Source organism: Thermoanaerobacter ethanolicus JW 200, assembly GCF_003722315.1.
GTDB lineage: Bacteria > Bacillota > Thermoanaerobacteria > Thermoanaerobacterales > Thermoanaerobacteraceae > Thermoanaerobacter > Thermoanaerobacter ethanolicus.
Genome location: NZ_CP033580.1, coordinates 2,106,818 through 2,128,685 on the forward strand (window position 1 = coordinate 2,106,818; position 21,868 = coordinate 2,128,685).

At 33.5% G+C, this 21,868-nt stretch carries 25 protein-coding genes and 1 tRNA gene; all 26 read right to left on the minus strand.

All coding sequences use genetic code 11. The features are described from left to right. Positions 1-26: 26 nt before the first annotated feature. Positions 27-671 carry a lysophospholipid acyltransferase family protein gene (locus EB239_RS10570; protein ID WP_003870115.1) on the minus strand — a complete coding sequence of 215 codons (645 nt, stop codon included), beginning with the start codon at positions 669-671 and terminating at the stop codon, positions 27-29. A 262-nt stretch (positions 672-933) separates the two neighbouring features. Beyond that, positions 934-1,734 (minus strand): response regulator, encoded by an 801-nt coding sequence (locus EB239_RS10575; RefSeq protein ID WP_003870114.1) that lies wholly within the window; start codon positions 1,732-1,734, stop codon positions 934-936. A gap of 74 nt (positions 1,735-1,808) precedes the next feature. Then, on the minus strand, positions 1,809-1,958 hold the full coding sequence (locus tag EB239_RS15280) for a diguanylate cyclase domain-containing protein (protein WP_404815195.1): 150 nt from the start codon (positions 1,956-1,958) through the stop codon (positions 1,809-1,811). After that, positions 1,940-2,308, minus strand: a complete 369-nt coding sequence (locus EB239_RS10580) for a PAS domain-containing protein (protein ID WP_003871104.1) — start codon at positions 2,306-2,308, stop codon at positions 1,940-1,942. The genes EB239_RS15280 and EB239_RS10580 overlap by 19 nt, the downstream gene beginning before the upstream one ends. Before the next feature lie 682 nt (positions 2,309-2,990). Next, positions 2,991-3,066: transfer RNA gene (locus EB239_RS10585), tRNA-Pro, on the minus strand. A 54-nt stretch (positions 3,067-3,120) separates the two neighbouring features. Next, positions 3,121-4,599: a stage IV sporulation protein A gene (spoIVA, locus tag EB239_RS10590; protein WP_003871105.1), complete on the minus strand. Its 1,479-nt coding sequence runs from the start codon at positions 4,597-4,599 to the stop codon at positions 3,121-3,123. A gap of 121 nt (positions 4,600-4,720) precedes the next feature. After that, positions 4,721-5,713, minus strand: a complete 993-nt coding sequence (locus tag EB239_RS10595) for an NAD(P)H-dependent glycerol-3-phosphate dehydrogenase (protein WP_003871106.1) — start codon at positions 5,711-5,713, stop codon at positions 4,721-4,723. A gap of 15 nt (positions 5,714-5,728) precedes the next feature. Further along, entirely contained in the window at positions 5,729-6,325 is a 597-nt protein-coding gene (plsY, locus tag EB239_RS10600) for a glycerol-3-phosphate 1-O-acyltransferase PlsY (protein WP_003867956.1), read from the minus strand. Between the two features lie 19 nt (positions 6,326-6,344). Continuing rightward, positions 6,345-7,664 carry a ribosome biogenesis GTPase Der gene (gene der / locus EB239_RS10605; protein ID WP_003871107.1) on the minus strand — a complete coding sequence of 440 codons (1,320 nt, stop codon included), beginning with the start codon at positions 7,662-7,664 and terminating at the stop codon, positions 6,345-6,347. A 5-nt stretch (positions 7,665-7,669) separates the two neighbouring features. After that, positions 7,670-8,986 (minus strand): DUF512 domain-containing protein, encoded by a 1,317-nt coding sequence (locus EB239_RS10610; protein ID WP_003871108.1) that lies wholly within the window; start codon positions 8,984-8,986, stop codon positions 7,670-7,672. A 58-nt stretch (positions 8,987-9,044) separates the two neighbouring features. Next, the gene (locus tag EB239_RS10615; RefSeq protein ID WP_003867953.1) at positions 9,045-9,509 is read right to left on the minus strand and encodes a DUF3189 family protein; all 465 of its coding nucleotides are present in this window, start codon (positions 9,507-9,509) and stop codon (positions 9,045-9,047) included. 12 nt (positions 9,510-9,521) lie between these two features. Next, positions 9,522-9,953 (minus strand): DUF3189 family protein, encoded by a 432-nt coding sequence (locus EB239_RS10620; RefSeq protein WP_003871109.1) that lies wholly within the window; start codon positions 9,951-9,953, stop codon positions 9,522-9,524. A 9-nt stretch (positions 9,954-9,962) separates the two neighbouring features. Next, positions 9,963-10,166, minus strand: coding sequence for a capping complex subunit for YIEGIA (locus EB239_RS10625; RefSeq protein WP_003871110.1), 204 nt, complete (start codon positions 10,164-10,166; stop codon positions 9,963-9,965). Between the two features lie 9 nt (positions 10,167-10,175). After that, entirely contained in the window at positions 10,176-11,081 is a 906-nt protein-coding gene (locus tag EB239_RS10630) for a YIEGIA family protein (protein ID WP_003871111.1), read from the minus strand. Beyond that, positions 11,078-12,223, minus strand: a complete 1,146-nt coding sequence (spoIIP, locus tag EB239_RS10635) for a stage II sporulation protein P (protein WP_003871112.1) — start codon at positions 12,221-12,223, stop codon at positions 11,078-11,080. The genes EB239_RS10630 and spoIIP overlap by 4 nt, the downstream gene beginning before the upstream one ends. Then, positions 12,201-12,905: a DUF1614 domain-containing protein gene (locus EB239_RS10640; RefSeq protein WP_003871113.1), complete on the minus strand. Its 705-nt coding sequence runs from the start codon at positions 12,903-12,905 to the stop codon at positions 12,201-12,203. The genes spoIIP and EB239_RS10640 overlap by 23 nt, the downstream gene beginning before the upstream one ends. A 101-nt stretch (positions 12,906-13,006) precedes the next feature. Continuing rightward, positions 13,007-13,660, minus strand: a complete 654-nt coding sequence (gene phoU, locus EB239_RS10645; protein ID WP_003871114.1) for a phosphate signaling complex protein PhoU — start codon at positions 13,658-13,660, stop codon at positions 13,007-13,009. Between the two features lie 13 nt (positions 13,661-13,673). Continuing rightward, a complete protein-coding gene (gene pstB, locus EB239_RS10650; RefSeq protein WP_003871115.1) occupies positions 13,674-14,423 on the minus strand; it encodes a phosphate ABC transporter ATP-binding protein PstB in 750 nt (249 codons plus the stop codon). A 41-nt stretch (positions 14,424-14,464) separates the two neighbouring features. Further along, complete coding sequence (gene pstA, locus EB239_RS10655; protein WP_003871116.1) at positions 14,465-15,352, minus strand: phosphate ABC transporter permease PstA; 888 nt, start codon at positions 15,350-15,352, stop codon at positions 14,465-14,467. Next, on the minus strand, positions 15,349-16,248 hold the full coding sequence (gene pstC, locus EB239_RS10660) for a phosphate ABC transporter permease subunit PstC (RefSeq protein ID WP_003871117.1): 900 nt from the start codon (positions 16,246-16,248) through the stop codon (positions 15,349-15,351). The genes pstA and pstC overlap by 4 nt, the downstream gene beginning before the upstream one ends. A 195-nt stretch (positions 16,249-16,443) precedes the next feature. After that, a complete protein-coding gene (locus EB239_RS10665) occupies positions 16,444-17,316 on the minus strand; it encodes a phosphate ABC transporter substrate-binding protein (protein WP_003871118.1) in 873 nt (290 codons plus the stop codon). An 80-nt stretch (positions 17,317-17,396) separates the two neighbouring features. Then, positions 17,397-18,767, minus strand: coding sequence for a two-component system histidine kinase PnpS (pnpS, locus tag EB239_RS10670; protein ID WP_003871119.1), 1,371 nt, complete (start codon positions 18,765-18,767; stop codon positions 17,397-17,399). Beyond that, on the minus strand, positions 18,767-19,471 hold the full coding sequence (locus EB239_RS10675) for a winged helix-turn-helix domain-containing protein (protein WP_003871120.1): 705 nt from the start codon (positions 19,469-19,471) through the stop codon (positions 18,767-18,769). Before EB239_RS10675 ends, pnpS begins: the two co-directional genes overlap by 1 nt. A gap of 52 nt (positions 19,472-19,523) precedes the next feature. Next, complete coding sequence (nrdR, locus tag EB239_RS10680) at positions 19,524-20,000, minus strand: transcriptional regulator NrdR (protein ID WP_003867939.1); 477 nt, start codon at positions 19,998-20,000, stop codon at positions 19,524-19,526. 67 nt (positions 20,001-20,067) lie between these two features. Then, entirely contained in the window at positions 20,068-20,313 is a 246-nt protein-coding gene (locus tag EB239_RS10685) for a YlmC/YmxH family sporulation protein (protein ID WP_003867938.1), read from the minus strand. Positions 20,314-20,367: 54 nt separating this feature from the next. Further along, positions 20,368-21,861: an IS1182 family transposase gene (locus EB239_RS10690; protein WP_129545141.1), complete on the minus strand. Its 1,494-nt coding sequence runs from the start codon at positions 21,859-21,861 to the stop codon at positions 20,368-20,370. Between the last annotated feature and the right edge of the window lie 7 nt (positions 21,862-21,868).

Here is a 21,868-nt window from a genome sequence, read left to right on the forward strand (position 1 = left end):
CAATTTTTGGAAAATATTACAACCTTTTAATTTATTACAGGAGTGCTAAATTTTGATATGAACTTTAAAATCATTGCCCTTGTATAATTTACTAAATAACTGTAAATTTCTTTTTTATCCTTTATATTTACTTTTTCTAAAAATATGGGTTCCCCAATGCAAATTTTAACTTTTGCCCTTTTTGGAATCCATTTTCCTGGAGGAAGCACTCTTTCCGTCCCTATTATCGCTATAGGAAGGATAGGTGCATTTGTTTTAACCGAAAGGAAACCAAAACCAGGTTTAAATTCTTTAACATTTCCATTTACGCTCACCCCGCCTTCCGGAAAAACGCCGACTATATTGCCGTTTTTTAGCAAATCTATTGCTCGTTTTAATGTCCTTAAATCTTGCTTTTTTTCTTTTACAGGAAGCACACCCACAAGCTTTAAAATTATATTTAAAAAGGGTATTTTAAATAGGTATGAAGCAGCAAGAAAAGTTATATAATAAGGTAATATAACCATTAGTATTAATGGATCCAATATGCTTTTATGATTTGATGCGATTATAAGAGGCCCTTTTTCAGGAAGGTTTTTCTTTCCTTCAACTTCAATTTTGATAAATATTTTAAATAAAAAATAAAATATCCACTTTCCTAAAAAGTAAAAAAATTTTCCTATAATCTTCATAGATCTTCACCCGATAAACTTATGTGTTGTTATATAAGTCCATCTTTTGAATTTCACTTTATATTATAATACTTTTTAAATTTTCCCAATAAAAATGTTTTGTAAATAAAGGGGTAAATAAAATAGGTCAAGAAAAGCCTTGGCCCGCCTATCTTCAGAGTATTTAATTTAGCAGCTTTTTTTTACATTTCCTTTGCAATAGCAATTTTATTATTTTTTTGTCTAAAAATATAATACCAAAAAATTACTGTCTGTATAACTCCTATATTTCTTTTCTTTCTGCCGTCTCTTGTTTTAAATTCGATATTTCTTTCATTAAGCTTTCTTTTGCAAAATTAATTAGCTCCTCTTCATCTTTGCCGTTATCGGGATATGTACTTATACCAAAATACCATTTACCCGGCAGTTTACCTTTAACTTTTTTTATTACAACCACTGCGCCATTAGCTCCTGTAACAGGAAGAACTAAAGCCAAAGTATTTTTATCAATCTCAAATACTGTATCTATGTCTCGAAGTCTGTTCTTTACCTGTTTTGCTATTTTTGAAATTTCTACTCTGATTTTTCCTTCGCATTGTGCCAGAACTAAAGAAAGATTTACATTGCTTCTCTTGGCCCGGTTTATTTCTTTTTTTAGCAGCTCTTTAAGTTCCGGATAGTGATCTTCTTCTTTAATGTATCCTATTAGTTTTACTACACGTTTTACAAGCTCAGCTGCTTTAAAGGGCTTAATGAGATATTCTACTGCACCAACTTCTACTGCCTCTTTAATTGAAACTGGTGTAGCATCTCCACTTAATATCATCACCGGAATGTTTTTGTATTCCGCCTGCGATTTTAGTTTCTGTATAAATTCAAAACCATTCTGATTCGGCAGATTAATGTCTACAATTACTAAATCAAATAATTTCTCTCTATTTTTTACTTTAAATATTGCTTCTTCAGCAGTAGCTGCAGTTTCAACGTCATATCCTTCTGCCTCTAATATATTTTTAGCCATAAGCCGTATTAATACAGAATCATCTACTACTAGAATATTCTTTTTATTTTCCCTTTCCTCCATAGTTCTTTTAGTGAGGCTCTATTACAAGCCTCTCTTTTTATCCTCCTCCCACTTTATATTTTATTTCCATTTTTTTATTCGCTCTTTACACAATTTCTTCCTTCACCCTTTGCTTCATAAAGCATGTTGTCTACCCGAATAAGAACTGTGTCAATAGTATCGGTGTCACTGTATTCAGTTACTCCAAAGCTTGCTGTTACATCCCCTATTCCTTGCAGTTCCATCCTTCATCTTGAATCATAAGTGCGTGTAATTCTTTTCCTATTATTTCTTCTCTTGAATATCCAAGTATACGCTCCGCTGCAGGGTTCCAAAAAGTTACGTTCCCTTTGTCGTCAATCATAATAATGGCATTTCCTGCAGACTCCATTATAGTGCTTAAAATCTCATTCCTTTCCTTCAGTTCTTTTTCCATTGTTCTACGCTCCGTTATATCAATCACAAGTGCTGCATATACTTTTTCTTTCCCAAATTCTATAAGTTCCAAGTGAACTTCTACTGGATAAAGAGAACCATCTTTCCTGCGGTGTACTGTGTTAAAGATAATTTGCTTCTGTTCTCCTTTAAACAGCATTCATCAGTTAATGCCTCCAATTAACTAGATTTCAGCAAATATAGCCAAATGTAACTTATAAAAACGTTTTGCTATATTTTCTGAAAATCACTCAAGACTTCTATTTCCGAAATATTATTATACTCTTTTTACTTAAAAACACAATAAAAATTTTCCTGTCATAATATTATCCCTATGATATTCTTCTGTCAAAAAACTTATAGATAGCTACATTAAGCCAAGTCCAAATTTTTGGGGTAAAATTTCATTTTTGCTTAGAATAAGATTATGAGCATGAAATGAAAGCCAAAAATCAGGCATGGATTAGATGTTTTATAAATTATGTTAATCAAAAAGAACATCTTTATCCAACAAATATACAATAGTTGAAGATCTGATAATGAAGTATCAATATTTTACATTCATAGAAATTGAATTTTTAATCTAGTTGCTACTTGTCGAATTGAGGTTAAAATAAGATTAGAGTAAAATAAAGTTATTTGCATTCAATATATAAAATTGCTAATAATAGTATTACGTTCCAATCTAAAAACTAAGGGCAGGCATTCAGAAAATACCCACCCCAATTCTTGATAAAGAAACAAAATAAAAAATATGTTTGCAAAATGTTTGCAAATTTCGATTTCTAATTGTATTTCCAAAAAAAAGAAAACCGCAAAGCCTTGCGGTTACTGATCTTCACTGGTCTGAGTGGGGGGACTTGAACCCCCGGCCTCCAGAACCCCATTCTGGCGCGCTACCAGCTGCGCCACACCCAGAAAGAAACTATGTTCAGCTTTTATTATAAACGAGATAAAAGAAAAAATCAATAGTTAAATGATTATAAAGATTATTCCGCCTCCGCTGTCATTCACTACTCTTTCTAATGTATCTCTCAGTTTATGACTTAAGTTTTCGGGAATGGTGCCAATCTTGTTTTGCATTCCCTCTTTTACAAGGTCACTCAAGGTTTTGCCAAAAATGTTAGATTCCCAAATTTTTTCTGGATCGCTCTCAAACTGTTCTGTCAAATATTTTACAAAATCTTCACTTTGCTTTTCTGTTCCTACAACTGGCGATACTTCTGCCGTAATATCAGTTCTAAATATGTGATATGAAGGAGCAGAAGCTCTAAGCCTTACCGCAAATCTCCCACCTTGCCTTACTATTTCGGGTTTTTCAAACTTCATGTCATCAAGGCTTGCAGGTACCACTCCTACACCTGTTTTTTCAGCTTGTAAAAAAGCATCTTTAACTCTATCATACTGTCTTTTTGCATAAGCCAATTCTCTCATCATTGTCATTAATTCTTTATTACCCTGAATTTCAAGTCCGCTTTCATCACTTAATATCTTAAAGAATAAGCCTTCCTGGGTTTTTATTTCAACATTTGCACAGCCTTCACCTGGAGTTATCTTCTTTATAAACACCTCAGAAAAGTTTTCATTTGCTTTAAGACCACCAACTAACTTAGGTATATCTCTTAATCTAAACAAATCTTTTATGTTTTCTTTTACTGTTTCCATTATATTTTGCTTAAGCCAATGACTTTTATCAAGAGCATCTATCCATTTAGGCAAATCAATTGCAATCTCCCGTATGGGAAATTCAAATAAGACTTTTTCCAAAATTGCATGAATGTCTGGTATTTCCATTTTAAGTACATTTAAAACAACAACAGGTACATCGTATTTTTTCTCTAATTCTTTTGCTAAATTAATTGTTTCGGGACTTTGAGGATCAGTTGTATTTAGCACTATTATAAAAGGTTTATTCAATTCTTTTAATTCTTTTACTACCCTTTCTTCTGCTGCTACATAATTTTCTCGCGGTATGTCGGTTATGCTTCCATCAGTGGTCATCACTAATCCTATTGTAGAATGGTCATTTATGACTTTTTTTGTTCCTATTTCTGCCGCTTCCTCAAAAGGTATTTCATAATCATACCAAGGAGTAGACACCATACGGGGCTTATCCCCTTCCATGTATCCCAGTGCACCTTTGACCATATATCCTACACAATCTACTAATCTCACTTTAAACCTCGTGTTTTCATTAATTGTTATCTCTACCGCTTTTTCAGGAACAAATTTAGGCTCAGTAGTCATTATGGTTTTGCCTGCTGCACTTTGTGGCAATTCATCTTTTATTCTCTCTTTTTGGGGAAGATTTTCTATGTATGGCAGTACTAATATGTCCATAAATCGCTTAATAAAAGTCGATTTACCTGTTCTCACTGGGCCTACTACTCCTATGTAGATATCCCCTTGTGTTCTTTCTGCAATATTTTTATAGATATCGTAGTTTTCCAACCCATTTCCCTCCTTTTTATATCCCCATATCCTTTTCTTCTCACTCATATATATATGCTTTAACAGTACATTTATATGTAAAAAATATTGAAATATAATAAAATCTCCGGAAAACCGGAGATCAAATACCGTGCAATTCATGTTTTTTATCTCTCGTCATAAGGCTATAAACAGCCTCATAGGGATTTTTACCCTCAAAAAGTATGGAATAAATTTCTTTAGTTATTGGCATTTCTATTTTATGAATTTGAGAAAGTCTGTAGGCGGATTTTGTAGTATTAATTCCTTCTACTACCATTCCTATCTCTTTTAATGCTTCTTCTAAACTTTTACCTTTACCTATAAGTATCCCTGCTCTTCTATTTCGTGAAAGCATGCTGGTACAAGTGACAATGAGGTCTCCTACACCTGCCAAACCTAAAAACGTCAATGGATCAGAACCTAACGCGACACCCAAACGAGTAATTTCCGCAAGACCTCTTGTCATAAGAGCAGCTTTGGTATTATCGCCAAATCCAAGCCCGTCTGAAATTCCAGCTCCCAAGGCTATAATATTCTTTAATGATCCTCCTAATTCCACTCCCACAACGTCCTTGTTTATATACAACCTAAAGTTTTCATCCATAAAGGCATCTTGCACTATTTCACAGGCTTTAACATTCAAAGAGGCTAAAACACAGGCTGTAGGAATTTGCCTGACTACTTCCTCAGCATGACTAGGACCTGACAAAACAACTACATCATTTGAAAGATATTCTTTTATGACTTCAGACATTCTTTTTAAAGTGGAAGTCTCTATTCCCTTTGCAAGATTTACCACAATAAAGTTTTTATCAACTACCTCTTTTAATTTTTCCGATATCTCTCTCACAGCATGAGAAGGTACTGCGATTACTACTATTTCAGAGTTAGTTACTGCCTCTTTTAAATCAGTAGTAATGGAAATTTCTTGAGGAATATCAACATCAAGATATTTTTTATTGTGACGAGTAGACACAATTTCCTCAAACTGATTTTTATCTCTCATCCACAATGTAATTTGATGCCCAAGTCGGTTTAAGTGTATCGCTATAGCTGTTCCCCAACTTCCCGCACCTAATACTGATATTTTCATGACCACTTTCCTTTCTCATTTTATTTCCGTCTTTTGTCCCAGCTTGGATTCTGTTCCCGCCAGCAAACGTTTTATATTAGAACGGTGTTGGAAAATTGCTAAAGATGCCAGAATAAGCGAAAATATGAATATTTGTGTTGAATTCCAAAAGATTGCATTTAAAAGCACAAAAGTAACCGACCCTGTTATGGACCCTAAAGATACGTATTTTGTCAAAACAATTACTGTAACCCCAATTGCTAAGGCTATGAGCCCTAAAAGAGGACTTACAGTCATTACAACTCCAACGCTTGTAGCAATTCCTTTTCCACCTCTAAATTTTAAAAACACAGGCCAGTTATGACCGCATACCACTGCTATTCCTGCAATCATAGCACCAGTATTACCCATTAAATACTTACCGATTAATACGGCTATTACTCCTTTTAACACATCCAATGCAAAAACAGGAGCCGCAGCTTTATACCCTAATACTCTTAAAACATTAGTAGCCCCCGCATTTCCACTCCCATAATTGCGAATGTCTATTTTTCGCGTATATTTTGTTAAAATATATGCATTGTTTATGCAACCAATCAAATAAGCAATGATGGCCGTCAAAACAGCGTACATATTTTCCCCCCTTTCCCTTTTAATTTTCCCCTCTTTTTCTCGTAGAAATCACAACAGGTACTCCTTCAAAGCCAAAATTTTGTCTTAATGTATTCTCAATAAATCTTAAATAGGAAAAATGCATCAGCTCAGGTTCATTGACAAATACTATAAAAGAAGGCGGCTTAATTCCTACTTGTGAAGTATAATATACTTTTAATGGTTTGCCCTTATCAGCAGGTGGCGGAAACATAAGCATAGCTTCATTTAGCACATTATTTAAAAGACCAGTAGTAATTCTTTTATTATATTCCTCCCATACTTTATCTACAGTCTCTAAAACTCTGTGTACTCTTTGCCCTGTTTTTGCTGAAATAAATAGTATAGGAGCAAAAGATATAAAAGATAGTTTTTCTCTTACCATCTTAGTATACTCATTAACAGTATTATTATCTTTTTTTATTGCATCCCATTTATTAACAACTATGATGATTCCTTTTCCATTTTCAAACGCATATCCTGCTATTTTAGTGTCCTGTTCTGTTGGACCTTCTGTAGCATCTATCATCAAAAGGCATATATCAGACCTTTCAATTGCAGCTAAAGCTCTTAGTACGCTGTACCTTTCTATAGATTCGCTAATTCTACTTTTTCTACGTATCCCTGCTGTATCAATAAGAACATAGTTCTTCCCATCTTTTGAAAAAGGAGTATCTATTGCATCCCGTGTAGTGCCAGGTATGTTACTGACTATTACCCTTTCTTCCCCTAATATTTTGTTAACTAGTGAGGATTTCCCCACATTAGGTTTGCCAATAACAGCAATTTTAATTGTCTCTTCAGTGTATTCTAACTCTTCCTGTGGCAATTTTTTTACTACTTCGTCTAAAAGTTCTCCGATGCCCAACCCATTTGACGCTGAAATTGGAATGGGATTGCCTAAACCAAGGCTAAAAAAGTCATAATAAGTAGGAGGCATTTCTTTAAAACTGTCCACCTTGTTGCAAACCAAAATAACTTCTTTTTTTGCTCTTCTTAAAATGTTTGCTATTTCTTCATCTTCTGGCATTAAACCTTCTTTTGCATCAACTAAAAATAATATTACGTCGGAAGCATCAATTGCTGCTTCCACTTGTAAACGGACTTTTGAAAAGAGGATATCTTCAGCATTTGGGTCTAATCCTCCTGTGTCTACTAATATAAATTTTTTGTCCAGCCATTCTGCATTGCCGTATATTCTATCCCTTGTAACTCCTGGTTTGTCTTCCACAATAGAAATTCTTTTTCCCATAATTTTATTAAAAAGAGTAGATTTACCCACGTTTGGTCTACCTACAATACTTACAATTGCTCCTGCCATATCTATCACCTTCCGCTCTGTATCCTTTGTAAAAATTTTCTCCCATCGACTTCAGAAACTATAACTTTTGTCCCCAGTTCTCTTTCTATTTCTTCAACAGTAGTATCATCAAGAAAAACATTTGAACTTTCCTTTAACATGACATCGGGAATAACTAAAACTTCCTCATTTATTTTACCTTTTAATTGGTTTATTATATCTTTCCCCACCACAAGTCCAGCTACTGTGATATTGTGACCAAAAAACTCATTGTGTATCTTCTCCACTTTTACATTAAACCCTGTTTTTCTTAATTCTTTCGCTACTTCTTCCATAAAATTATAGGCAGCTATTCCTGTAACAATAATGTAAGGGGTGGTGTTTATATTTTTCCCTTTCTTCACTTTTAATCTTTTTAGACTCCTTTGAAATTGATGTTTAAACAATGCCATAAGTCCTACGCCATTTTCTATTTGAGGAAATCCCTCGTAATGATAATAAGAAGGTATAGTAACACCTGCCATCACATAAAACTCATCTGACAAAAAAACAAAAGAAGAACCTAATTCTTTCTTTAATTTCTTTTGCCATGAAAATACTTGTTCGACCACATTTTTAGCTTCCTCTTTAGTAAAAGTTCTAAGTTTATAAAGTTTCTCTCTGTGGTCTGTAAGTCCTACTGGAACAACTGCTATTGATTTTACACCAGGATATAGACTTGACAAATCCTTGATAGTTCTGTCAAGAATTTTACCATCATTTATTTCTGGACATAATACGATTTGACCATGTACCTCAATTCCGTTCTCAACAAGTTTTTTTAATTTATCCATTATACCTTTTGCATTCGGGTTATTTATCATTTTCACTCTTACATCATCATCAGTGGCATGAATTGAAACATATAAGGGAGAGAGCTTATATTTTATTACCCTGGCAATTTCCTCTTCACTCATATTAGTCATAGTAATAAAATTACCTTGTAAAAAGGAAAACCTATAATCGTCATCCTTAAATAAAAGAGATTTGCGGACTCCTTTAGGTAACTGGTCAATAAAGCAAAAAATACACTTATTTCTACAATGTTTTGGCCTGTCAATTATTTCTTCTTCAAAGACTAACCCTAAATCCTCATCATAGTCTTTTTCCACTTCAAAAATATATCTTTCTCCTGTAGCCTTTTCAATTTCTAATTGTATAAACTCATTTGACACTTCATATCGATAATCTATTATATCAATTATTTCTTTTCCGTTTAATGTAATGAGTTTGTCTCCTTTTTGTATATCTAAATCCCATGCTATACTTCCTTTTATTACATCTTTTATATTTATTTTATGCATATTTTTCCTCCTAAATTAACTCCTCTCTTTTCAATTATGAATTAATCCTATCAATACGTCAAGACCTTATTTGCAACTTTGTTTTAATATCTGTTACTAATTTTACGAAATTGTTGTATTTTTTCAATATGCCATATACCGTTATAGGCCTACCTAAAAAGATAATTCCTAAGCGCCTTGACGTAATACCTCCAATCTTTGTAGTAAGTCCTATGGTAGGAAGTGCATCTACGACTAATATATCTTTTTCAGAAATTCCATATAAAGACAAAAAACTGTAAATAGCTTTTGTCACTATTTCTCGCCCATTTCTCGCACCGACAATGTACACATAGTTTCCAAATTCATCCTTACCCATATAAAAAAGAGTGCCAATTTCATCGTTGGAAGTTTTATCATAATGAGGAAGAGAAACAATTTCTTCATAAGTAGGCACTCTGTCAATAGGTAAAAGTCCTATGTGTATAGAAGCAGCTACAACAGAAGAGTGAGCACTTCCATAACACATATATACAATAATCACAAACCTACCACCTCATAGTATTTTTTTATATCTCTCTACAAATCTTTTTATATTCTTGTGTCTCATCAAATAGTAATTATACAAAAAATTGTCTATAGTTTGTGTTAGTATTTTCTTACCTCTTAGATTCATCAGCACTTTAAAAAAAATTACATCATAGTGGGAAGTATCTATAAAAATTATATCTTCTTTTATTTTAAAAACTTCCATCAAATCACACAAAGTTTTCTTGATATTTTCACTAAAATTTTTCATTCCTATTATGAACACTTCATTTTGATTATTATCTTTCCCAATAAATCTCATTTGTCCATAATCAACTTGAAACAAAAAAGGGATTTTAAAAAATTCCTCTTTTTCAATTTTGGATTTATCATTTAAATGAAGATATGCACATATAGGAGAAGAATAGCACCCATAATAGCTATAATACACTACTTTCATAGATACCACCTAATATTGTTTAACTAAAATAAATACTCCATTTTCAAGATCGTGAACGGCTGCCTTAAAAATTCTGCTCAAATACATAGAAATCTTTTGCTGCTCTTCTTCATTTTCTACATAAATGATGGGTGCAGTACCACTTAAGACATTATCTTTTGCTTTTCTTAAAGCTACTATTGCTATTATATATCCTGTTACATGTACTTCCATTCTATCACCTCAATTAACAGCTTTTCTCGCGCCCCTTGACTTTGAAGGATACTTTCTTACAGTTTCAATTGCTGGCACATTCTTTATAATTTCCACAAAAGCATCAATATCAGGCTTCATCGCTACCATAACTACAATAATATCTCCATTTTCATTGTTGTTCATAGTAAGAGGAGCTAATTCGGGAGTATCAATATTCATTTTTAATCCCAATTGATTAGCAGCTTCATGGAGAATAGCCTGTCTTATTCCCAAATTGTTTATGGAAATTAAACTATCCAATCCTTTCGGACGTATTATAACAGCCATTCCAAATTTCTCTATTATTTCTCTTCCTTCTTTTAGACCTATATCTGCTAAAACCACATCCTCAACGCACAATAAAGGTCCTTTAAAAACAATCTTTGAAGGAAGAACTTCGGCAATATCTCTAATATAAGCAATTTTCATTACATAACGAGACAAATAAATTGCTAGTCCTCCCACAATTGTCCCTATTATAACACTTTTAGAAAGATAAACTGCCAAAGAAGTAAGAGTAGCTACTGCCATAGCAATATAGTTTCTTGCTTCAAAAATTTTAGCTATATTTTCTATATAAGCTGCTCCTCTTGGAACTAATTCTGTTGCTTCCATTTTTTCTAAACTGGCTCTCTCTATTTCTCTTACTTCTTTAAATTGTTGTGCTGCCAAAGCTAAAAAGGTGACAGCAGTGTACTGTTTTTCAATTAATGCAGGCACAGAAAAAGCTCCTAAAGCTGCTGAAATTATCCCTAAGGTTAAATGAGTCATATAACCTTGAGGATAAGTAGGATACTGCCTATAGTCCACTCTTAAATATATAAAGCGGGCAAGTGTCCCCAAAGCAATTCCACAAACCACAATATTGATATACAATTCATGATTTATGCTCATGGCTCATCTCCTTTTTTTCTCCTAAACTTACCCAAATAACTTGCAAATTCTTTGCGCGTAGCTTTAGAAAACTTGTGATACATCTCTCGCCCACCAGTACTCAAAAACATGAAAGCTACTGCTGATACTACAACAACTCCAATCAAAACCCATATTCCGGTACCTGCAGCTTTATTTTGTCCTGGCAACGGCTTTTGAGTTTTTGTAACTGTACCTACTTGTTTTTGTTCATCGGAACCATATAAAGCTTTTGTCAATATGTCTGCTATTAAAGAAGCTGAAACTTCTGCTCTTTCTCTTGTGTGAGAATAAGTGCCAAATTCTAACAACAAAGAGTTTGGAGTCAAATCTTGATTGAAATCTCCTTGTCCAAAAAATACATCCTTGATCATGTTTGGATATGTCTTATCCGCAATAGCTTTTATCCTATAGGCTAATTGCTGATTTGCTTTTAAATTAGGGTTGTTCCGTCCTAAGACAATTCTTACGCCTGTAGCATTCTTCCCTGCAATTTTTCGTATATATTCTTTGAAAGGGACTGCATCTCTATGGACATCCAAAAGTAAGTCCGGTTTAAAATCCTTTAAAAGTTTGACTGCTCCAGTTCTTGACCGGCTGTATGCCATAGCATCATGTGGTAAATACAAAGTCCTGTCCACTTTGACTGTGACTCCTTTTGCCTCTAAAGCTTTTTGTAAGGCGGCATCTACTTTATATATCCCGCCATGTCCATTGATACTTGCAGCGCCATCTGAAGGAAGATATGATTCATCACTGTGGGTAGAATATATCGCCACTCTCTTTTCACCAGTATTTTCTGCTACTGCCATTGCTTGTGAAATTTCTTCTATGTTAACATCTGGAAGTTTTTCTGTTCGCAAATACTTTGCATAAGCTATATTTTCATTTTTATCCACTTTGAACACTTCATACAATTTATTATCCCCTGATAAATATCTATCCCCTTTATAAACCTCCATTGCAGTCCTGAAAAGCACTTTATTTGTCTTTGCATCATACACTGTGTAATAATCAGGTTGTAATTCAGCCTGCTTCTCTGCATAACTGCTAAAAGCAAAAGATAAAAACACAATAATCAATAAGATTAATATTGTAACTTTATTCATCTTCTTTTTGTTCATTTTTATCACCCTCTTCTTTTTTGTTAGTATCTATCAGGCTGCTAGCCATACCCTCCCTGGGTTCAAGATGCTTTTTAGAAGTACCTCCTTGTATTTTTTCTCTTGTTTCCCCAATTATTTCAGACAAAAACACGGCAATTATCATAGATATAACTACCGAATCGAAAAATCCAGCTCCTCCTATGGGTACTGCTCCTCTTGTCCCTGTCAAGTAGTTTGAAACTGCCTGCATCACATTTGCCAGCATTATTCCCATCACTCCTGCAATAAAAGCACTTCTTCTCGAACGTGAAAAAAGATACGCGATTAAACCTCCAACAATACCATAAATATACTTAGGCTCAATAATCATGGCTTCAGGTTCTGCAGGAAGTATTCGCCCTGCAATAAAAACAGCTATTCCTGTAACAATTGATACTACAACTGCATTTACTCTTTCTCTGGTACTTTCTGCTCTCAAAAAAAGATACACACATACTGCTATAGGAATAGCAGCTCCACCTATGTTTATAGACACAGTTTTGGTTATAGGAATATTAGGTATCAAAGTCCCTATAATCATCCCAATTATCACTAAAAAAGCCCAAGTATCTGTCATTTTCATTCTATCTAATACTCTATGGGCAAATCCGAACAAAATGACCAATCCTGTAATAGAAAGCAAAATATAACTTAATGGCATCAAAATCACTCCTTAACTTTTTTTCTTAAAAATATGTTTTACACAATGTAAAAAAAATATGCAAAAAGCGCTCACTTCTTCGAGTGAGCGCTTTTTGCATTTCAATTTAAATCTATATGTTCACCGGTATCTAGGTAGATTACCCATTCACATATATTAGTTGCATGGTCAGCAATTCTTTCAAGATAACGAGCAACAAACAAAAATTGAGTTGCCTGGTCAATGTTTCTAGGGTCTTCCATCATATATGTCAAAAGTTCTCTAAAAATCTGTTTGTAAAGAGCATCTACTATATCGTCTTTTTCGCCAATAGCTCTTGCCAGCTCTAAATCTTGTCGTACGTAGGAATCCAAAGACATTTTGACCATTTCTCTTACAATTTCTGCCATTCTAGGAATATCGATTAAAGGTTTTATATACTTTTGATGAGCAATCCGCAACGTAGTCTTTGCTATATCTACTGCATGATCTGCCATTCTTTCTAAATCTGTAACAATTTTAAGGCCCGTCAAAACTATTCTCAAATCCCTTGCAATCGGCTGCTGTGTGACCATGATTTTTGCACACTTATTATCAATTTCTACTTCTATTTTGTCTATCCTGTCATCGTCATCTATAACTTTCTGAGCTAATTCTGTATCATGGTTTACTAAAGAAGCAATGGCATTTGCTATGGCCTCTTCTACAAGGCTACCCATTTTCAATACGTCATAATGGAGTTCCTCTAATTCTTTTTCAAAATGGGTGCGATTCACTGTGTCACCTCCTTTAACCGAATCTACCAGTAATGTAATCTTCTGTTCTTTTATCTTTAGGATTATAAAATACTTGATCTGTTGGTCCACTTTCAATTAATTCACCATTTAGGAAAAACGCAGTATAATCAGACACTCTTCCTGCCTGTTGCATATTGTGAGTTACTATTATTATTGTATATTTATTTTTAAGTTCCTCAATTAATTCCTCTATTTTCATAGTAGAAATAGGGTCTAACGCAGATGTAGGCTCATCCATCAAAATTACTTCTGGCTCTACTGCCAATGTCCTAGCAATGCAAAGCCTTTGTTGTTGACCTCCAGATAAACTAAGAGCCGACTTATGAAGCCTATCTTTTACTTCATCCCATAAAGCTGCAGCTTTTAAACTTTTTTCAACAATTTCATTTAACTTTTTTTTGTCTTTTATACCATGGATTCTAGGTCCATATGCTACATTGTCGTAAACAGTCATAGGAAAAGGATTTGGTTTTTGGAAAACCATTCCTACTTTTTTTCTAAGTTCAATAACATCTACCTCTTTGTATAAGTCTTGTCCATCTAGCAAAACTGTTCCATTTATTTTGACCCCTTCTATAAGATCGTTCATCCTGTTTAAAGTACGAATAAAGGTAGATTTCCCACAACCAGACGGACCTATAAGTGCCAAAACGCTATTTGCTTCTACATCCAAATTTATTTTTTTAAGGGCCTGGACCTCACCATAAAATAAGTCCAACTCTCTGACCTCTATTTTTTTCATTTGTCAGTCATTCCCCTTCCTATTAGCTATATTATACCATTTTATTTTTCGCCTGTCATTCTTTTATATAATGTACTTCCTAACCATCTAGCAAGGATGTTGAAAATCAATACCATTAGCAATAAAACTGCTGCTGCACCGTCTGCAATCTGTCTTGCATCAGGTGCTAACCCCTCACTATTTACCTTCCAAATATAAACAGATAAAGTCTCTGCAGGTCTAAAGATATTTAAAGGCGAGGTAGGACTTGAAGGATTTAAGTTTGAAAAATTCAAGGCAGGGCTGCTCATACCTGCAGTATACAATAAAGCAGCAGCTTCTCCAAAAATTCTTCCAGCAGTTAAAATTATCCCGGTTATAATTCCAGGCATTGCAGCAGGCACTACAACTTTTACAATTGTTTGCCATTTTGTGGAACCTAAAGCGTAACTTGCCTCTCGCAAACTATTAGGCACACTTCTAATTGAATCTTCACTTACTCTTGTCATTACAGGAAGATTTAACACCGTAAGAGCAAGAGCTCCTGCAATGAGGGAATAACCCCATCCAGTCATAGTTACAAACACTAAAAGTCCAAAAAGACCTACTACAATAGAAGGCATTGAAGATAAAGTTTCTACTGACAATCTTATAAGTTCTGTTAATAGACCTGGCTTTGCATACTCTGCCATATAGATTCCTGCACCTAAGCCTATAGGAACAGAAATTATCAAAGTTATTATTAATAATTCTAACGAATTAAAAAGCTGTGGCCCTATGCCTCCTCCTGCTTCCATAAATTTTGGAGGGGAAGTTAAAAAATCTATATTGAGTTTAGTTCTCCCTTGATATAATATATAACTTATTAATGAAACCAAAAACAAGATTAAAAACACAGCAACAGCATAGAAATATATAGTCGCTATTTTGTCATACAGCTTGGATTTCATTTATACATTCCCCTCCTGCCAACTAATTTGATAATAATGATAAAAGTAAAAGATATTATGAGAAGCAGTAATGCTAAAGACCAAAGTGCATCATTCCACACAGAACCCATTACTGTATTTGCCATGTCCATTGTAATAATAGAGGTTATAGTGCTCATAGGCTCTAAAAAAGATTTGGGAATAACTGGACGATTACCTATAACCATTTGAACTGCCAAAGCTTCTCCAAAAGCCCTTGCCAAACCCAAAATAATTGCTGTTAAAATTCCAGATTTCGCAGCAGGAATGACAACATGTCGTATTGTCTGCCATCTTGTCGCCCCAAGAGCATAACTGGCTTCTCTTATTTCCACAGGTAATGACCTTATAGCATCGGTACTAACACTAGTAATTGTTGGAAGCGTCATAATGGTAAGGACTAATATACCTGCCAATAAACTAAAGCCCAATCCTCCAAAATGTTTACTTATAAAAGGAACTAATACAGTAAGACCAACCCATCCGTATACGACAGAGGGAATACCAACAAAAATCTCAATAGCTGGTTGCAATATTTTTTGTCCTAATTTTTTTTCAATCTCTACCATAAAAATTGCAGAGGAAACTCCCAGAGGTGCACTTATCATAATTGCAAAAGCAGAAACAAGAATAGACCCTATTATAAATTGCAAAGACCCGACAGCAGGTACCTCTCTATCCGGATTCCAAGTGGTAGAAAACAAAAACTCTTTTATCGAGATGCCATCTTTTATGAAAGTAGAAAGGCCTTTAGATGTCACAAATAAAAATAGTGAAACAGTAATAATTATTAACAATAAAGCAGAGATGAAAACGATAACTCTTCCAAACATGTCAGCCACTTTTCGCTTGCTTTCATATTTTTTATCAACTGTCATACCCATCCCCCGTTTGAGAAAATCTAATGACAATAATCACACTCATTTCATGATAACAACTTAAAAAAAAACATTCATTAAATCTATGTTAAATTTATGTTAAATCTATGTTAAATTTATTCGTTTTTTTACAAATTCCCATTATTTCTCGCCTTAAAAAGGAGCTGGAAAATAAACCAGCTCCCCTTTTTTACTTTATTTTGTTTTCATTTCAGTAACAGGGATAAATCCTAACTTAGTAAGAGGTCCTTTCTGCACTTCATCTGACATCATGAAATCTAAGAAAGCTTTGGCTGCTCCTGTTGGTTCTCCTTTTGTATACATATGCTCGTATGACCAAATAGGATACTTGCCATCTATTATGTTTTGGGCCGTTGGTTCTACTCCCTCGTATTTTAGAGCTTTAACAGTATCATCCACGTAGGATAAAGCAAGATAACTTATAGCTCCTTTTGTGTCAGCAACTGCTTTTTTAACTGCACCTGATGAATCCTCTGTCAAAGCAAAACCTTGAGCTTCTTCTTGTCCCTTTAATACCACTTTCTTGAATGTAGCACGAGTTCCTGAACTTGCAGGTCTATTAATAATAACTATTTTCATATCTGGTCCGCCAACGTCTTTCCAATTTGTTATTTTCCCTGTAAAAATGTCTATTAATTGTTGTTGAGTTAAATTATCAACTGTAACATCTTTATTAACAACTACAGCAAAACCTGCAACCGCAACTTTATGATCTACTAAAGATTTAGCTGTGTTGGCATCTAATTTTTCTTCAGCAAAAATATCAGAATTTCCAATATCAATTGCCCCTTGAACTACTTGTGTCAATCCTGTACCACTGCCACCGCCTTGCACTGTTATCGCTACATTAGGATATTTTTCCATAAACATTCTAGCAGCTTGTTCAGCCAATGGCTGTAACGCTGTAGAACCAGCAATTGTTATATTACCTGAAAGGTTACCAGAATCTGCACTTTGAGGTTGTTTTGAGCCACACGCAGCAAAAGTAAAAAAACTTGCAATTAACAGTACTGCAATAGCAACTTTCGCAAATCGACTATTTAACATTGAAGCACCTCCAAAATTCCTTAAATTTTTTGTACAACTACATTGTAACAGTCTATTGTAAAGTCAATATTAAGATATTGTTAAGTCTTTGTTAAATCAGCTTTGTTGAATTTTATAATAAATTTTGTACCTCTCCCCACTTCACTTTCTACAAAAATTTCCCCTTTCATAGATTCCACGATATGTTTAACTATAGCAAGTCCCAATCCTGTACCACCTAATTTTCTTGAGCGACTTTTGTCAACTCGATAAAATCTCTCAAAAAGCCGAGGAATATTTTCTTTTGAAATACCAATACCGTTGTCTTCTACTTCAATAATTATTTTATCCCCCTCTTCTCTGGTAGATACTTTTACAAATCCTCCCTCTGGAGTGTATTTTATACCGTTATCTATTAAATTGATCATCATCTGATGAAATCTATCTTTATTAGTATTTATCACCAAATCAGTACAATTTAAATCTTTTTTCAACGTTATATTTTTATTTCTCGCGACCTTGTCCATTATATATAATATATCCTCTATCTCATTATCTAATTCTATTTCTTCTGTCGGATAACCTTCTTTAACATTTTCTATTTCGGAAAGAGTGAGTATATCGTTTATAAGTCTTGTAAGTCTTTCAGACTCAAAATCAATTATATCTAAAAATTTATCTCTTGTCTGCGGATTGTCAATAGCACCATTTCTTAAAGTTTCAATAAAGCCTCTAATAGAAGTCAAAGGAGTTCTTAGCTCATGGGACACATTTGCAACAAATTCGCTTCTTATTTTTTCCAATCTTCTCATTTCTGTAATATCATCTATTATTAACACAAAGCCTAAATTTTGATGGGAAATTGGATGAAGAATTGGACTGGTATACACTTTGAGGTGTTTGTTGAAAACATTTAGTTCTAAACTTCTGGAAGAAGAATTTTTATTTTTCTTAACATCTTCAAAAAGGTCATGTAATTTACTATTTCTTACAACTTCTAAGATATGTCTTCCAATTAAATCTTTCTCTTTTATATTTAGAATTTTCCTCGCAGCATCATTTATAAGTAATATTTTCTCATTATCATCAAAAGCGATAACCCCATTTACTATACTTTTTAAAATGGCTTCTAATTTTGCATTTCTGTCATTTAATTCCTCTATCGTTTCTTTTAATTTATAAGACATAGAATTTACTGCAAGAGAAAGTTCTTTTATTTCATCAATAGAATTGCTTTCAAGTTCATGACTGTATATACCATTTGCAATATCCTTTGTAATTTCAGTTATTTCTTTTATGGGCTCTACTATATTTCGTATAAATCTATAACTTAAAAAACCTGTTACAAAAATTCCTAATAAAATAGTAAAAATAAATTTGGCCGTTGGAACATAGCCTAAAAAAAATATGGCGACTATTAAAATTCCAAGTAGGTTTATAAAAAACAATTTATAATAGGATTTCTTTAGCATCACACTTCACCTTTATCTTTTAGCTTATATCCAATTCCTCTTACAGTTTCAATATACACAGGAGATTTATCATCGTCTTCTATCTTTTTTCTTAAATGCCTGATATGGACATCAACAGTTCGAGTTTCTCCAGCATATTCATATCCCCATACTTTGTCTAAAAGATAGTCTCTAGTTAATACTTTACCCATATTTTGAGACAAAAGTTTTAAAAGCTCAAACTCTTTTAAAGTCAATTCTAAGACTTTCCCTTTTTTATAAACCAAATGCTTTCCAGTATCTATAACTATATCACCAAATTTTATTATTCCTTCTTTTTCTTCTTCTGGTTGTTGGGTTCGCCGAAGAACGGCTTTAATTCGAGCTAACAATTCTCTTACGCTGAAAGGCTTTGTTATATAATCATCTGCTCCCAACTCCAATCCCAATACTTTATCAAATTCTTCGCTTTTTGCTGTTAACATTATTATCGGTATATTTTTCGTTTCATCATTCTTTTTTAAAATTTTACATATTTCCAGTCCATCCACATCTGGCAACATCAAATCTAATATAACCAAATCAGGTTTTCCTTCAAGTGCTTTATCCAAGCCTTCTTTTCCATTTTCCGAAGTAATAACTTTGTATCCTGCTGCTTCCAAGTTGTATCTTAAAAGTTCCAATATATGAATTTCATCTTCTATAACCAAAACCGTATGGGCCATTTTGACACCTCCAGATAATATGGCTTGTACACATTTGAAACAAAAAATAAAATTATGTCTTTTCTTTTTTTGTCTCATTCTCTTTAAGAAGTTTCTTAAGTTCATCCATAAAAGTATTTATGTCTTTAAACTGCCTATAAACAGAAGCAAATCTGACATAAGCTACTTCATCTACATTTTTAAGTTTTTCCATTACCATTTCTCCGATTTCGGTGGAGGTTATTTCCCTTTCCATTGAATTTATTATTCTTTTGTCAATTTCATCTGTAATTTCTTCTAAGACCTTTATAGGCACGGGCCTTTTTTCGCAAGCTTTTATCATGCCTTTTAATATTTTATCTCTGTCATAGACTTCTCGGCGATTGTCTTTTTTTATTACAAGTATAGGCAATTGTTCTACTTTCTCATAAGTAGTAAATCTCTTTCCACATTTTAAACATTCCCTTCTTCTCCTTATAGAAGTGTTATCATCTGTAGGTCGAGAATCAATAACTTTTGAATCTGGATACCCACAATAAGGGCATTTCATCTTATTACCTCCAACAATTCTTAATTGTTTAATAAAATTATAATAAACTTGTTTTCATTAGTCAAACTTAAGCTTCTCTGTCTTTGAAATCTACTAATATTACATCCGTTCCAATCTTTTTTATAGATTCCCACGGCAAGTATATTTCTATATCTTTATTAAAAAACCTAAAAAAACTTGTTTCTTTCGGTATAACAATTCCCTCTACTCTTCCTTCTTCAAGGTTTACTTCAATGTCAATTATATTCCCTAATTTTTCTCCTGTATTTATATCTATAACATCTTTATCTCTTAATTCTGAAGCTTTAATCATCCTCATTTCCCCCTTTTGTCCTTTTCATAAAATTATATGAAAAAATCTAGCTTATCATTCCTGATAAGCTAGATGCAGTTTGTTGACAAAGTAAAATTTTAGCCCCTGTTTTCTTAGTACCGAAAACAGGGGCTGTATATATCTGGATAAAATTTTCTTTAAAACTCCAAATAATGGATAAAGTTTTGAAATGTCAAAGGGCCCTTTGCCCTTCCTCCATAACCATAAGGCCATTTTCTTTAAATTCATGGCAGCAAAAACAAGCATCGCTTGCATGGACAATTTTTCTTTCCCTCTTAATGTTGTCCATCGCAAACCATGCTTCTCCTTTAAATCTGCAAACACTCTCTCTATTGTCTCTTTCCTTCTCTCATATACTTCTTTACAGTAAGGTGTATGCCTTAGGTGTTCTGCTTCTTCTACATATCCTTCCCATATGTGCCTGAATATCCTCTTTGTGTAGTCTTTACTTTGGGTACACTTTTCTCTTAAAGGACAGTTTTTACATTTTTCTGGGTTTGATTTGTATTCTCTATATCCTTCTCTATTGGTTGTAACATATGTTAGTATTTCATTCTGCGGGCATATGTAACAGTCATAATATTCATCATACACAAACTCATGTTTCTTCATAAAACCGTCTTTTGTTTTTGGTCTTGTGTATGGCACTGCTGGTATTATTTCTCTATCAAATATTGTCTTTAATATGTACGGATTTTTGTATCCTGCATCTACTGCTATTGCTTTCGGTTTTCCTACCCTATTTTCAACTTCTTTTAGTACTTCTTCAAACATTACGCTGTCGTGTACATTCGCTGCTTCAACTTTTACTCCTAATACAAATCCGTTTTTATCGCAGGCTGTGTGAAAGGAATATGCAAAACATTTTTCTTTTTCATTTTTGTTTAACATTCCACTATCTGGGTCTGTTTTGCTTACTTTTACTTCTTTCGTCTTTATCGTCTTGATTTTCTTTAATGGCTTTTTTCCATGAGCTTCTCTATCTTTGTTTATTTCTTCTTCTAGTTTTTCTTGGTAAGTCTTGGCTTCTTGTTCTATTATTTCTTTTGTATATTTTTTCTTATTGGCACTTGCTTTTACGTGAGTGGAATCTATGAATACTTCCTCTGCATTTACTAACCCATGCCTTATTGCTTCTTCTAAAATCTTCGTAAATATTTTCTCAAATATGTCTGTCCCTTTGAATCTTCTTATGTAGTTCTGGCTAAATGTTGAAAAATGAGGTATTTCTTCTGTTAGTCCATACCCTAAAAACCATCTATATGCAACGTTTGTTTTTATTTCTGCTATTGTTCTTCTTATCGACGGTATACCAAAAAGATATTGAATGAACAGTATTTTTATCAATACTACTGGATCTATACTTGGTCTGCCGTGATCTTCGGAATATTTGTCCTTTACTAAATCGTATATGAAGCTAAAGTCTATGACTTTTTCTATCTTTCTTAAAAGGTGGTCTTTTGGTACTAATTGATCTATGCTTACAAATTCTATTTGATGTCTTGCATCCTGTTTCTTTGTTAACATCTTCCTT